This is a genomic window from Pectobacterium sp. IFB5596 (genome assembly GCF_021432585.1).
GTDB lineage: Bacteria > Pseudomonadota > Gammaproteobacteria > Enterobacterales > Enterobacteriaceae > Pectobacterium > Pectobacterium punjabense.
The window spans coordinates 39,614-53,518 of the sequence record NZ_LXFY01000032.1; the positions used below are offsets into that span (position 1 = coordinate 39,614).

Sequence of the window (13,905 nt, forward strand, 5' to 3'; positions counted from 1 at the left end):
ATACGGAAATGCAATCATTCGACGTGGTTATTGCCGGTGGCGGTATGGTCGGTCTGGCACTCGCCTGTGGTTTACAGGGGAGCGGCCTGCGCATCGCTGTACTGGAAAAGCAGACGGCAGAACCTCAGCCGCTTGGGAAAGACCATGCCCTGCGCGTCTCCGCTATCAATGCCGCCAGCGAGTGCCTTCTACGCCATATCGGCGTGTGGGAAAATCTTGTGGCACAGCGCGTCAGCCCTTACAACGATATGCAGGTCTGGGATAAAGACAGCTTCGGTAAAATCAGCTTCAGCGGTGAAGAATTCGGCTTTTCCCACCTTGGGCATATCATTGAAAATCCCGTGATTCAGCAGGCATTGTGGCAACGCGCTTCACAGTTAAGCGACATCACCCTGCTCTCCCCGGCGTCATTAAAACAGGTCGCCTGGGGGGAGAACGAAGCCTTTATTACGCTGCAGGACGACAGCATGCTGACCGCCCGGCTGGTGGTCGGCGCGGACGGCGCCCATTCATGGCTGCGTCAACATGCGGATATTCCGCTGACTTTTTGGGATTACGGCCACCATGCGCTGGTCGCCAACATTCGCACCGAACAGCCTCATCAATCCGTCGCGCGTCAGGCGTTCTACGGTGACGGCATTCTGGCATTCCTGCCGCTGGACGATCCGCACCTTTGTTCGATTGTCTGGTCGCTTTCACCAGAGCAGGCGCAGGTGATGCAGAGTTTGCCAGTGGAGGAATTCAACCGTCAAGTCGCCATGGCGTTTGATATGCGATTGGGATTGTGTGAACTGGAAAGCGAGCGCCAGACTTTCCCACTGATGGGGCGCTACGCTCGCAGCTTCGCGGCACACCGGTTAGTGCTGGTCGGCGACGCGGCACACACCATTCACCCGCTGGCAGGGCAAGGCGTCAATCTGGGCTTGATGGATGTCGCAGAACTGATTGCAGAGCTTAAACGTTTACAGGCTCAGGGCAAAGATATCGGTCAGCATCTTTATCTGCGGCGCTATGAACGCCGCCGCAAACACAGCGCCGCCGTGATGCTCGCGAGCATGCAGGGGTTCCGCGAATTGTTTAACGGTGACAATCCGGCGAAAAAGTTGCTGCGTGACGTCGGGCTGGTGCTAGCGGACAAACTGCCCGGAATTAAACCCACGCTGGTACGTCAGGCAATGGGATTACACGATCTGCCAGACTGGCTCAGTGCCGGGAAATAATAGAGCTAAAATCTATAATAGATTGAATTTTAAAATTTTACTGATTTTTAAATCCTTATTCATTTTTAATAAAGGCGACTCACCAACGAACCGGACTCATCTCACCCTCATAAGTCCGGTTCGTTTAGCGTGACACTGCTACGGCATATTTTCCTGCGGCGATGGGATGCGTATCCGGCTGGCAGACAGATAGCCTAATAAAGCGATACCGAACACGCCCCAGGGCAACAGCGAAACGATCTGGGATGATGAGCCACTCAGGACATCAACGTTTCTGACGACCATAATCAGCGCCGAAAGCATCGCTACCGTTGAGATAATCGGTGCCCACAGACGACTCCATGCCGAAACCGGATGCTGCGTTTCGCGTTGGAAGAAGCGAATAACGGCCAGCGACACACCGACCTGAAGCAGCAGGATCGCCATCGTCGCGATCGCCGATCCTAACGCGAAGATCTGCATCATCGGATCGAGATCCGCCACCACCATCATACACAATACGCCCAACACAACGATCGTCTGCACAATGCTCGCCACGTAAGGCGTACCTTTATTTTTACTCACCAGAGCCAATCTGGGGGACAGCACGCCATCTCGCCCAATACTAAATAGATAGCGTGAGATATTATTATGAAACGCCTGAGCCGCAGCAAACAGGCTGGTGATCAATAACAGCGATATCATCTGCTCAGACCATTTCCCAACCAGCACGTTCGATACGTTAAAAATAAAGCGTCCGGGATCGTTAATCGCCTGCTGCCGAACCTGATCCACTCCGTAAGCTTGCACCATCATCCAACTGGTGAAGGCAAAGAACAGCATAATCAATATCACAGCAGCCAGCGTCGCACGGGGAATGGTTTTCTCAGGATTGCGGCACTCTTCACCGTAGATCGCCGTGGATTCAAACCCGATAAACGCAGCGATACTAAAAATCAACGCAATACCCATGCTGCCCTGATTAATCACACTGGGTGAAAACGCCTCTAGCGTGAGCGGTGGCGTATCGTGGGACAGCAATACCGCACTATCCACCACCAGCATGATGCCCACTTCCATCAACATCAGTACGCCAAGCACACGCCCACCAACTTCCACGCTTTCAATACCTAACAGGCACATCAGCAACAGCATCACTACGCTATAGAGCCACCACGGCAGATCAATACCAAGGTGTTCCTGTAGATACATGCTGCTGAAAAAACCAAACATCGCGACCACCGCGATCTGAATGGCAAAATAGGCCAGCAGCGCGACGGATAAGGCACTAAACCCCGCACGACGCCCCATACCTAAAGTGATATAGCTGTAAAATGCGCCAGCATTGGTCACATAGCGGCTCATGGCGATATAACCAAAAGAGAAAATCAACAGTATGCCGCCCGCCATCAGGTACACCGCAGGAATACCAGCCCCGTTGCCAGCGGAGATCGCAACAGGCAAACCGCCAACCACGCCAGTTAGCGGTGAGGCGGCAGCGACAACAAAGAAGACCAACGACCACAGTCCCAGACTGTTCTTTTTCAATTGATGAGTATTCATCTTTGCCCCCGGATACACAAAACGACCCCAATAGCGTGATGTCGCGCAATCGGGCCGATGGTAAATCCCTTGCTGCCGCGCCACCTTACAGGCAGGTGCGATACAGCGCTTCAATGTCCTGACGTGAGGCCCAGCGCGGGTTCTGTTCCAGACTCACGCCCATCGTCTGCACACAGTTGTCCGCCAGCCAGGGAATATCCTGCTCACGCACGCCCAGATCGCGCAGCGTAAACGTCAATCCAAGGTTTTCCAGAAAACGCTGCACCAGATAGACGCTGTGTCTAGCCCGTTCCGTGTCATTAAGATGCGTTACGCTATCGCTCATCGCACAGGTAACAGCGGCGAAACCCGCGACATTTTCAGCACAGGAAAAACGCATCAGTTCGGGATACAGCGCCGCAAGCCCTTCGCCATGCGTGATGTTGTACAGCCCGCTCAGCGGGTGCTCCATCGCATGCGGCAGACCACAGGCAGACTTCCCAATGGCCATGCCACCGAGCGTATTCGCCCAGCACACGCGATCCCAGGCATCCAGATCGGTCACATCCCGGCAAACGCGTGGCAAAAATGTGGTCAGCAGCCGAATGGCGCGTTCAGTCATGATTTCCGTCATCGGATTGCAGAATTTACCCACCCGCGCCTCGATGTTATGGCTGAGTGCGTCAAACCCCGTTGCCGCCACCATACGTGGTGACTGCGTAACCATCAGCGTCGGATCGACAATGGCTGTCCGTGCGTACAGCGCTGGTGAGAAAAATGCCGGTTTATCGTGGGTTTCAGGATTGGTGAAAACGGCGACACAGTTGCCCTCGCTCCCCGTTCCCGCCGTCGTGGTCACTAACACCAGCGGCAGCGTCGTGGCTGGCGTCGGTGGTTGAGACAGATAATCCAGCAGTTTCCCCGAATGGCATGCCATAAAGGCGATGCCCTTGGCGGCGTCCATCACGCTGCCACCTCCCACGCCAAGCACCACATCACACTGCTGTTCACGCGCCAGCGTTGCACCGTCATCCACCGTCGTGGTAAGCGGGTTGGCTTCAATGCTATCGAATAGCACCCAACGCACACCGCTCTGCGTTAATAGGTCGGTCAGACGCGTCAGTAACCCGGTTTGGCGACAGCTGGTTTTCCCCGTCACCAGCAGCACGCGCTTCCCCAACAGCGCCACTTCTTCGCCTACTCGGTCAACCTCACCTCTGCCGATACACAGTTTCACCGGCTGTGAATATGTAAATGTCATCGTAGCCACCTCACGCCGTCATGACAGAGTTACTGGCCTGCTCAGCCTGTTCAACCACGCTGATTAGCGCAGCTTCAAACGCGTTCAACGCATAGTCGAGTTCTTCTTCGCTAATCGTCAGCGCCGGTAGGAAACGAAACACCGCCAGATTATTGATGGTGAAATTCACCTGAATACGCCATTTCTCTACCAGCAGGCCCGCTATCGCCATAGAATAGAATTCGCCCATACTGGCTTGCAGTGCCTCCGGCAAACGGCCAAACTCAATGCCAATCATCAGCCCTTTGCCGCGCACTTCTTTGATCACCTGCGGGTGGCGAGCCTGAATTTCATGCAGCCGCTGCATCATTAATGCGCCTTTACGCTCCGCCATGCCGCAAAGATCGTGTTCGATAATGAACTGTAAGGCACCCAGTGCGGCCGCCGCACTCAGGGTATTTTCCTGATAGGTAGCAGTGTGGTGGTAGCAGGTTTCGATGGTGCCATAAGCGGCTTCATACAAGGTTTCCGTACAGAGATAGCCGCCAAACGGCACCAGCCCTCCGGACAAACCTTTGGCGAACACGATACAGTCCGGTACCACATCATCGTGTTCGCAGCACCAGAATTTGCCCGTACGCGCGGCACCACACTGAATCTCATCCAGCACCAGCAGGGTGTCATAGCGATCGCACAGCTCGCGTGCGGCTTTCAGGTAACCCGCTGGCGGCACGATAATCCCGCCTTCGCCTTGGATCGGTTCCACCACGAACGCCTTGTATTTTCCTGTCGCCAACGCATTTTCCAGCTCCGTGACCGAGCCGTAGGCAACATGATCGATATTGCCTAATGTCGGCTGCTGCCCCGCCCGCCACTTATCCTTGCCACCGAGCGACACCGCACCAGACGTCTTACCGTGAAACGCGCCCAGCGTCGCCAGCAGGTGAGTCTTGTGTGCTTTATGTCGAGTGCCGAGCTTGACCAGTTTGATCATTCCCTCAATCGCTTCTGCTCCTCCGGTCGCCGTACCCATTTTGGTCAGTTTTCCCTGTGGCGAGAGCAGCGCCATGTTGTGCGCCAGCGCTGCCGCCACGTTGTGATACGAAATCGCGCCCATCATGAAGAGACGGTTATCGAAACACTTCTGCAAACAGGACCACACGAATTCATTGTTGTTGCCGACCGTCACCACTCCGACCGCACCAATCATGTCCAGATGCTTTTCACCTTTGTCATCAATGAAGGTGCTACCTTCCGCTCGAACAAAGTATTTGGCATGGCCATCCAGAGAGCGCATGCGGTTCAGGTGGGTTAATTGCAGCGCGCGGGTGGTCTCGCCATCCAGTGCGATCGCGTCATCAATGGTGTAAAAACCCGGTACGATGTCTTTTGCCTGTGCCATAAAAAACCTCACAACGTTCACAAGAGAAATGTGCGATAGCGCACGGTGTGAAACGTTTATAGCAAGGGGTAAAGCGGGGAAAATAGAATAAATCGGCACACGCCACGGTGCAGTAATAGCCTCTTTTTGGTGCAGATTGCCCCAAAAAAAGCGGCATAGGACGAGAGGTGCCTTCGCACTGGCGTCATCATGGCGGATTCAGCACTGGCGGATACGGTACTGGTAGCGCACAGCCTGTAGCCGTGCCAGATAGTGCTGCGGCGAACAGGAGGTAAACGCTTTGAATTCACGGAAAAAATGCGATTGATCGGCGTATTCAAGACGCTGTGCCAGCGTGGTTAAGTTGTCGATATTGCCCTGATTGAGCAACGCAAGCGCCCGCTGGAAACGAATCGTGCGGCAGAACGTTTTGGGCGACATACCGCAGTTATCATGAAATAAACGGTGAATGTAGCGGGCGGAATAGAGCGTTTTCCGCTCCAGTTCATCGACTCTGATTTTGCCGTCATGGGCCATAATCAGATCGATGATTTGCAGCAATAGCGGCGGTGCCGAACGATTCGTCCAGTAGGAAAAATAGTGCAGAAACAAGCTGACCTGTTCGTTAAAGTCATGGCTGTTTACCAGCCGTCTCAGCAAACGTGGCGTGTCAGGTGCAACCTCATCAAAAGGGATCTCCTGCCCTGCCAGTTCCCCCGGCGACAGGTCGAGAAAAGCGGGCATGATCCCCGGCATAAAGCGCACGCCAAAATAGCGCTCTCCCGGCATCAGTCGGGTAATCTGTGCCGATGCGGTACTGCCGCAAACGCGCCCACTTGGAGCATCAGGACAGCAGTGCAGCAACAGATCGACGCTGCCATCCGGCACAGCCAACGTCATCGATTCGGCACGATCGACCGTGAAACTGTAAAAATGGGCAATAGGCGACTGGCTGACATTTTTCTTCAGGTAATCTTCCGCCGCGTTGATGACAAACCACGGCTGCAACGGCCGCACGCGAAACGACGCAGAATCAGGATGCATTGGCCTTCTCCCCCGCAACGATGACGCAGGGGATCAGGCAATTTTTACGCCAACTCGTTTTTCGTCAGCGCCATTGCGCGCTTGTCGCTACGCATCCGGCCCGACTCTGACCACTAACTTGCCAAAGTTGCGGCCGTGTAGCAGGCCGATAAAGGCCTCTGGGGCGTTTTCCAGACCATCGACAATTTCTTCCCGATATTTGATCTTGCCTTGCGCGACCCACGGCGACACCGCTTTCCAGAATTCGTCAAAGCGATGTCCATAATCATCAAAGATAATGAAGCCCTGCATGCGAATGCGTTTTTTCAAGATAGTCCCTGCCAGCAGCGCTAGGCGATCGGGTCCATCAGGCAGCCCTGTGGCATTGTAGCCAGAGACTAATCCGCACACCGGAATACGCGCCGAGGTGTTCAGCAGCGGTAGCACCGCGTCAAAAACTTTCCCGCCGACATTTTCGAAGTAGATATCGATACCCTGTGGGCAAGCCTGTTTCAGCTGTTCGGCAAAATCATCCGCTCGGTGGTCGAGACACACATCAAATCCCAACACCTCAACCGCGTAGCGACACTTCTCCGCGCCTCCCGCTATGCCAACGACCCGGCAGCCTTTCAGTTTCCCGATCTGACCGACCGTCGCGCCGACCGGCCCAGTCGCAGCGGCAACCACCAGCGTTTCGCCCGCTTTCGGCTGACCGATATCCGTCAGCCCCATATACGCCGTAAAGCCCGGCATACCGAGTACGCCCAATGCATAGGAAGGATTGGTGGGCGACTGCCCTAAATTGGTTAATCCTTTCCCATCGGAAAGCACATAATCCTGCCAGCCACTGTAGGAGAGCACACAGTCGCCAGTCTGATAATCCGGATGCTTTGACTCGGCGACGCGGCTGATGGTCCCACCGACCATCACGTCATTCAGCTCGACGGGTTTAGCATAAGAGGGCGCGTCGCTCATGCGGCCACGCATGTAAGGGTCGAGGGAAAGAAATACGGTGCGCAACAACACCTGCCCCGTTTCTACTGACGGGACAGCCTGCTGTTCCAGACGAAAATTCTCTGGTGTCGGCGCGCCGTGCGGGCGTTGAGCCAGAACCACACGACGGTTAATGCGATCGGTTTGCGGCATAATATCCTCCATTAGACAAAGCGCGTTGATAAAATCACTTCGTTAACAATAGGATCTGTTCTTTCTTCTGGCTACGCAAACCGTGCGGCGTTGATTATGCCGTTTTGCTTTTTTCGTAACGCGACATGCGATCCAGATACCCCATGACGAGCGCAGACAGCACAAACGTCAAATGGATAATCACATACCACATCAGCTTGTTGTCTGGGATATTACGCGCGTCCATGAACACGCGCAGCAGATGGATAGACGAGATAGCGACAATCGAAGCAGCCACTTTGTTTTTCAGCGAGCCAGAGTCCATTTTCCCCAGCCAACTCAGCTTTTCCCGGCCTTCAGTGATATCCAATGCCGACACAAAATTTTCGTAACCGGACAACATCACCATCACCAGCAATCCGCCGACCAGCGTCATGTCGATCAGCGACAGCAGAACCAATACCAGATCCGCTTCCGCAATATCTAAGATATTGGGCAGGACGTGGAACACCTCCTGGAAAAACTTGATCGCCAACGCCAGCAGCCCCAACGATAGCCCAAGATAAACAGGGGCAAGCAGCCAGCGCGATGAGTACATCAGATTCTCAATAAAACGTTCCATAACTCACTATATGCAGGTGAAAAAAGAGGGAAATAATAGCGAAAAATTCTGCTGCGGTGGTAATCAATTCTTGAACAGAATACGCCATTTGCGGAATGTTCTGCCCTATCGCGCCTTCAACGATGATTTCTGCGTTTTGTGATCCTGCCTGCATCCACCTTCAAACCGATGCCGCTCTTTTCCCCCTGATGGCACGCATCTGAAGGTGCGCATTTTTTCACCTTTCTACACTGCCTATACCCTAAATAATTCGAGTTTCAGGACAAAACGTTAACGTTTTGAACAACGCGAAGCGTTAGCCCGTTAGGGCGATGCTCAGCCATGAGCATCGTAACGCGGCCAACGCACATGCAACTTGAAGTATGACGGGTATAGCGCCAGCCGGTCTGGCAACAATCATACACCGTACTCTACATACAAAGCCGACTACAGGCTTACTACAAAGTAAAAACAAGGGGTTACGCATGAGCAATCCTATTCTTCTTGGTATTTTCTGGCACTTCATCGGCGCGGCCAGCGCAGCCTGCTTCTACGCACCGTTTAAGCAGGTCAAAAATTGGTCGTGGGAAACGATGTGGTCACTCGGCGGATTTTTCTCGTGGATTATCCTGCCCTGGAGCATCAGTTGGTGGCTACTGCCTGATTTTTGGCGTTATTACGGTTCGTTCGATATCGCCACCCTGCTGCCGATCTTCCTCTTCGGTGCTATGTGGGGGATCGGCAATATCAACTACGGGCTGACGATGCGCTATCTTGGCATGTCGATGGGCATCGGTATCGCTATTGGCGTGACGTTGATTATTGGCACACTGATGACGCCCGTCCTACAAGGTAAATTCTCGATTCTGTTTGGTTCAGCAGGTGGCCAAATGACGCTGCTGGGCGTGCTGGTCGCGGTCATCGGTGTCGCGATTGTCAGCTACGCGGGCTTGTTGAAAGAACGTGCACTCGGTATTCGCGCCGAAGAATTCAACCTGAAAAAAGGGCTGATTCTGGCTGTCCTGTGCGGGATCTTCTCCGCTGGCATGTCCTTTGCGATGGATGCCGCCAAGCCGATGCATACCGCGGCACAAGATTTAGGAATCAACGCGCTGTATATCGCGCTCCCCAGCTATGTGGTGATCATGGGAGGCGGAGCCGTCGTCAATCTGGGGTTCTGTTTCATTCGTTTAGCGACGTGTAAGGGAATCTCACTAAAAGCCGACCTGGCGCAGGCTAAACCTTTACTGATTGCCAATGCGCTCTTCGCCATTCTGGGCGGCGTCATGTGGTATTTGCAATTCTTCTTCTATGCCTGGGGCCACGCCAATATTCCAGCTGATTACACCTATATCAGTTGGATGCTGCACATGAGTTTCTACGTGCTGTGCGGCGGCATCGTCGGCTTGCTATTTAAGGAGTGGAAAGCCGTGGGTCAGAAGCCCGTACGTATGCTGGTTCTGGGCTGCGTGGTGATAATTCTGGCGGCGAATATTGTTGGGTTAGGCATGGCTGTGTAACCGTTTCATCATCGCGTTCGGTGCCACCAGACTATCGTCGAACGCGATGGCAATAATATCAACATAGACGAAAAGTACGTTAACACATTGATATTACCGCATCCCGCCCTATATGCTGCCTCTCTGAAAACGTCATTATTCATCATGATATGAATTCTACCTCATCGATTAAACACCCAACATCAGAAGGATGAGTAATGGGTAACCCAGAAAAAATCGCTTTCTTCGTGCTATTAAAAGCGTTTGATCGGTTCAGTGATGTACTTCACCCGATGAGTATTAAGTTACCGCAGGAGGTTACCTCACTTACGGACGATCTTTGGAACTACCTTGCATCAGAGACGCAATACCTCAATGTCGTTCGGGCTCTTGAGGCGATAGATGCAGCCATGGTGGATGAACAAGATGCTAATAACGAAGAGATTTTAAAAAATCTGTATCTCTACGCCTTTTCAGACTTCCTGATGTTTTTCTCTGAAGGTAAAGCGAGCTTAGAGGCAGCAGAGTCTTCTCTTATTGACGCTCATGACTACCTGGCGGCTCAGCGCTTTTTACTCAACGAGAAGGAAGGAAAAGCGGCAATCTTGAGTGATGATGACGAGAGAACAATAAAAAGCGATCCACTGTATGCGGGAGAGCTTAGCGCCCTGCAAGCAGACAGGACTTTCGCTGAGAATATGATTCAGTGGAGCACAGTGGCAACATTCCGATGAGAGTACGGCTCAAATGATAAAACACATAATGATGAGTTTGTCGTGATTGGATTAATCGAATGCTATTGCTATAGGAAAAAAGAATAAGCCACTCGACGATTTCATCCGCAGCGATGAACTTGTTGGATAAATATCCAACATTCGCAAATTTTAATTTTGTGGAAACAACGACATGAAGGTCTCAGTGACATTGAGTGAAATAGCCGAGCTTTCCCCAAGAGATTTACAACGCTACGCCTCTGCCTGTTTACAGGCTTACTGCGACGCAAAATTGATTCGGCATCCCTCGATCGCGGCGCTGATAGCTCATCTTAACGACTATCCTGAAAGTGGCAGCCTGGTTGAGTGGGAAAGAAAAGGGGCAATGCTGCCGTTAAATGGTCGCGGAGATGAGATACCGCAAGATCTCGGCCGATCAATTGCACCGCAAGATAGTGAAGCATTCTCCTTTCTTGTTGATAGTGCCGTTGAGGTCGGAATAGTCGATATGTATGGCGCACCGACGACGCTTCCGGCTGAGCTTGCAGGAAAGATCGCCTTTATTCTATCCAAAAACAATATCGACTTGCCTCTAATATGGCGATCGAAATAATGATTAATGACGTTGAACAGCGTTCAGCATAAATAAGCCCCCAACAATATGAGCTATGAGTACAAACTCGTCTTTGATGACACCTCGATTACCCAACGTGTTATGAATGCGATTAAGAACAATGACGCCTGTGTTCATGCCGAACATGGCGATATCTATCTGAAAGACCGTACCCTAAACAATAATACTCCCTATGACGCCCGTTTGATCTATGGGAATGAAAATTCGCTGTGGCTTCAGGTCAATGTAAAATCGGCGAACTTGTATGCGCAGGTGCTAAATATACTCAGCGATAGCGCCTTCAAGTGCTTTGAAGATGGGGATGCAGAAAGTGAAGTCGAATTGAACGAGGCCTTTCGCCTGAAGAACGGTCAGTGAACGACTTCTGTTCATCGTACCCAGATATTCCTCGTATCAATGATCGATAGCGGCAGGCCGTTTAACTGGTTGATTTCTTGCGCCAAACGGATGTATTACCTGACGTTATCTCAGCAAGTTGCCCGTCATTATCGTAGTGATAGAACCATTCATCTTCACTGGGCCACCCTTTGGAAAACGCTCGGCCAGACAGCACCTGACCAGCAGAGGAATACTGGTAAAGAAATACGGAAAAAGCCTCTCGAATACCAACGCCCACATAAACCACAGCGCGATCTTCTACTTGCAACATTCTCCCCGAGCCAAGCAATTTTGATTCAACACGTTCTGGACGATCTATTCCCTTAAAACCGAGAGTAGCAATCTCTAAAACATCGCCCGTACGGTTATATTGGGTTGCCTGAATGGCGTGAATGCCCTTCTGCCCAGGAGAAACGGTAATAGCATGACAGCCACCAGAGAAACCGGCGCAATATTTCCCCAGCCAACGCGCTTCATCTACATTGGCATATTTCCTTTTCATCAGTCGGGGTGACGAAAATCCCATACGCTCATCGCTGTACGGTAAATGTCCAAAATAATCGCCGTCAGAAAATTTCCATTCATCGACCAAATCACAACACGCCAGGTAATCAGAATATGAATGGGTCGTATCAAATACCTGAAATTGTTTTCTGAGATCGTCAAGCGTCGACGTCACGATTGGCATATCGAGCAACATTGTAGTCTCTGTCATGAGCAACCTTATTCACCCTTTTTCTATCAAACATGTTCCGTTCTGAATCCGATATTGCCACAGATTTTGCAAAAAGAGGTTTTCATCACGTCAGCGACTGTAAACATACCGTCCTGCGTGATAAGTTCCTGCTGCCGCTGTTATAGATAGATCAGTCCTGGAGAAAGTCATGAGCGTTAAATTTTCGGCAGCCTACTATGATGCATCGGCTGAAGAGGTGGTTTTAACGGTTGGGTTTGCCGACAATGCCGATAATCCACAGCATTTTCTGATTTTGCAGCGAGCGGAGGAACCTGACGAGCAGGATAAAGAGCTGGGTCAAGATACTTATTATGTTGAGATCGGCAATCCGGGCATGGCTGGGTATGGCGGAATTGATGATGTTTTAGTCACGACAGACAAAATCATTTTTACGTGCTCAAGCGCGACAAACTGGTGCAAAACGATAAAAACGGTTGAGATAGGACTCACACCTAAGTTGGGAACCATTGACGAAATTGACGCCTCGCTTCGGCAGATATTTATCGATACACCAACAAAGTTCTCTCGATCATCGTAACGATTCGCCGTACAAACAACAGCCTTATGGAAAACAAAATACGAAAGTGTATTTTTAGGCTAACATCGGGGCATAATTTTACGCTACGCACTCAAATATTGGTAATACCCACCTATGTTAGTTCATATTTATGTAGCAAATAATGATGATGGTCCGGTGTTTGAAGAACTCCCCGTCCGAGAAATCGAGAAAAATACTTACGAACTGTTGTCTTCTCCTGGCCTGGCACTAAATTTGGCACGCGGAGATACCTTCCGAATTAAAGACAAGCACGCACATCCAGAAGTACTGAGAAGAGGCGGTAATTTTTGCATTCATATTTATGCCGATGAACTTCCCCCTGAAGATATCACCCGTTTAGAAAATGAGGTGCTAAACCAACTGAATGGAACCTTAGACGGTATATTTGAGGGAAATTTGACATTGGCCGTTCCTGCAAGGAATGGGATGGATAAGATTGCCGATGTTTTCGACGCCTTTCGCGAAAAAACAGGCATCGAATGGTACTTTTCAAATATTTATAAGAACATTGACGACGATGAAGACGAGACGCTTCTAAATTGGTGGCTGGATAGCTGAGGTCACATAGGCACAGGCTGACCACTCAATTAAAATACTGAGTTTCTCAATCTCGGAAGGCATAAAAAACCACAGCGAATTTAACCATGCAAAAAGCGGATCGAGCACACCCCAGCGCGCAACAAAAGCAGACCTGCGATAAGTATCAATTACCGCTGCATCCCCCAGAGGAAATGATCGCCATTGCCTTAGACACCTTGCAACATTCCCCCATTTACGGAACCCGGATCGTATTACCGGAAAATGGCACGATAAGCTGGTTTATTCATTGTGGCGACTATTCCGCTGAGAGTGGTTTTTATCAGGCACTTCACACGAGTCATCTGGAGGAAATGTTGCCTGAAGTCATACCGTATCTATTTTTACCCGAAGGAACAAAATTCATCATCGATCGGGCCGGATATGAGGACGTTTGGCAAGATGAAGCATAGCAGGTAGCGTTTACTGTTTGGTTCCCTTGCTCCCAGTAAAACCAATAAAGATGTAAGTGCTCACAAACTTAAATAAACGTCGTTGCTTTATGCTCGTTCGATCGCCCTCCCGTGAGGTAAACCTGACAGTCCGAGTGGCAATCGCGTTGATAACCAAGAAAGTAAAAACGCCCTGAGAGAGTCTCAAGGCGTTCTGGAATAGCTTCAATTTTTATTGCAAGCTTATTTTTACTGTGAAACAGAAAGAATAAGCCTCGTAATATTTTATATCACTAAAATAAAATCA

At 51.0% G+C, this 13,905-nt stretch carries 15 protein-coding genes; 8 read left to right on the forward strand and 7 right to left on the reverse strand.

Going from position 1 to position 13,905, the window contains the following annotated elements; translation table 11 throughout:
• Window positions 1-8: 8 nt before the first annotated feature.
• On the forward strand, window positions 9-1,220 hold the full coding sequence (gene ubiI / locus A6301_RS20060) for an FAD-dependent 2-octaprenylphenol hydroxylase (RefSeq protein ID WP_234258572.1): 1,212 nt from the start codon (window positions 9-11) through the stop codon (window positions 1,218-1,220).
• A gap of 138 nt (window positions 1,221-1,358) precedes the next feature.
• Here ubiI and A6301_RS20065 read toward each other — a convergent pair whose 3' ends face one another.
• From A6301_RS20065 to A6301_RS20090, 6 genes are all read right to left on the reverse strand, one after another.
• The gene (locus tag A6301_RS20065; protein ID WP_234258573.1) at window positions 1,359-2,762 is read right to left on the reverse strand and encodes an APC family permease; all 1,404 of its coding nucleotides are present in this window, start codon (window positions 2,760-2,762) and stop codon (window positions 1,359-1,361) included.
• Between the two features lie 85 nt (window positions 2,763-2,847).
• Window positions 2,848-4,002, reverse strand: coding sequence for an iron-containing alcohol dehydrogenase (locus A6301_RS20070; RefSeq protein WP_234258574.1), 1,155 nt, complete (start codon window positions 4,000-4,002; stop codon window positions 2,848-2,850).
• 10 nt (window positions 4,003-4,012) lie between these two features.
• On the reverse strand, window positions 4,013-5,383 hold the full coding sequence (locus A6301_RS20075; protein WP_234258575.1) for an aspartate aminotransferase family protein: 1,371 nt from the start codon (window positions 5,381-5,383) through the stop codon (window positions 4,013-4,015).
• A 198-nt stretch (window positions 5,384-5,581) separates the two neighbouring features.
• Window positions 5,582-6,406 carry an AraC family transcriptional regulator gene (locus A6301_RS20080; protein ID WP_005971115.1) on the reverse strand — a complete coding sequence of 275 codons (825 nt, stop codon included), beginning with the start codon at window positions 6,404-6,406 and terminating at the stop codon, window positions 5,582-5,584.
• Between the two features lie 87 nt (window positions 6,407-6,493).
• Window positions 6,494-7,531: an NADP-dependent oxidoreductase gene (locus A6301_RS20085; protein WP_234258576.1), complete on the reverse strand. Its 1,038-nt coding sequence runs from the start codon at window positions 7,529-7,531 to the stop codon at window positions 6,494-6,496.
• Window positions 7,532-7,625: 94 nt separating this feature from the next.
• The gene (locus A6301_RS20090) at window positions 7,626-8,132 is read right to left on the reverse strand and encodes a TIGR00645 family protein (protein WP_012822286.1); all 507 of its coding nucleotides are present in this window, start codon (window positions 8,130-8,132) and stop codon (window positions 7,626-7,628) included.
• Window positions 8,133-8,596: 464 nt separating this feature from the next.
• On the opposite strand from A6301_RS20090, the gene rhaT reads away from it, so the two are divergent.
• The 4 genes from rhaT to A6301_RS20110 all read left to right on the forward strand — a co-directional run bounded on the left by rhaT (window position 8,597) and on the right by A6301_RS20110 (window position 11,314).
• Complete coding sequence (gene rhaT / locus A6301_RS20095; RefSeq protein WP_234258577.1) at window positions 8,597-9,631, forward strand: L-rhamnose/proton symporter RhaT; 1,035 nt, start codon at window positions 8,597-8,599, stop codon at window positions 9,629-9,631.
• Window positions 9,632-9,828: 197 nt separating this feature from the next.
• The gene (locus A6301_RS20100) at window positions 9,829-10,344 is read left to right on the forward strand and encodes a hypothetical protein (protein ID WP_234258578.1); all 516 of its coding nucleotides are present in this window, start codon (window positions 9,829-9,831) and stop codon (window positions 10,342-10,344) included.
• Window positions 10,345-10,516: 172 nt separating this feature from the next.
• Window positions 10,517-10,936 carry a hypothetical protein gene (locus A6301_RS20105; RefSeq protein WP_234258579.1) on the forward strand — a complete coding sequence of 140 codons (420 nt, stop codon included), beginning with the start codon at window positions 10,517-10,519 and terminating at the stop codon, window positions 10,934-10,936.
• Between the two features lie 48 nt (window positions 10,937-10,984).
• A complete protein-coding gene (locus A6301_RS20110; RefSeq protein WP_234258580.1) occupies window positions 10,985-11,314 on the forward strand; it encodes a hypothetical protein in 330 nt (109 codons plus the stop codon).
• Window positions 11,315-11,375: 61 nt separating this feature from the next.
• On the opposite strand, the gene A6301_RS20115 is transcribed toward A6301_RS20110, so the two are convergent.
• A complete protein-coding gene (locus A6301_RS20115; RefSeq protein WP_234258581.1) occupies window positions 11,376-12,050 on the reverse strand; it encodes a hypothetical protein in 675 nt (224 codons plus the stop codon).
• Between the two features lie 169 nt (window positions 12,051-12,219).
• On the opposite strand from A6301_RS20115, the gene A6301_RS20120 reads away from it, so the two are divergent.
• The 3 genes from A6301_RS20120 (at window position 12,220) to A6301_RS20130 (ending at window position 13,619) form a co-directional block, all read left to right on the forward strand.
• Entirely contained in the window at window positions 12,220-12,609 is a 390-nt protein-coding gene (locus A6301_RS20120) for an Imm10 family immunity protein (RefSeq protein ID WP_234258582.1), read from the forward strand.
• A gap of 114 nt (window positions 12,610-12,723) precedes the next feature.
• Window positions 12,724-13,188, forward strand: a complete 465-nt coding sequence (locus A6301_RS20125) for a DUF4265 domain-containing protein (RefSeq protein ID WP_107170812.1) — start codon at window positions 12,724-12,726, stop codon at window positions 13,186-13,188.
• 86 nt (window positions 13,189-13,274) lie between these two features.
• Window positions 13,275-13,619, forward strand: coding sequence for a hypothetical protein (locus A6301_RS20130; RefSeq protein WP_107170811.1), 345 nt, complete (start codon window positions 13,275-13,277; stop codon window positions 13,617-13,619).
• Window positions 13,620-13,905: the final 286 nt, after the last annotated feature.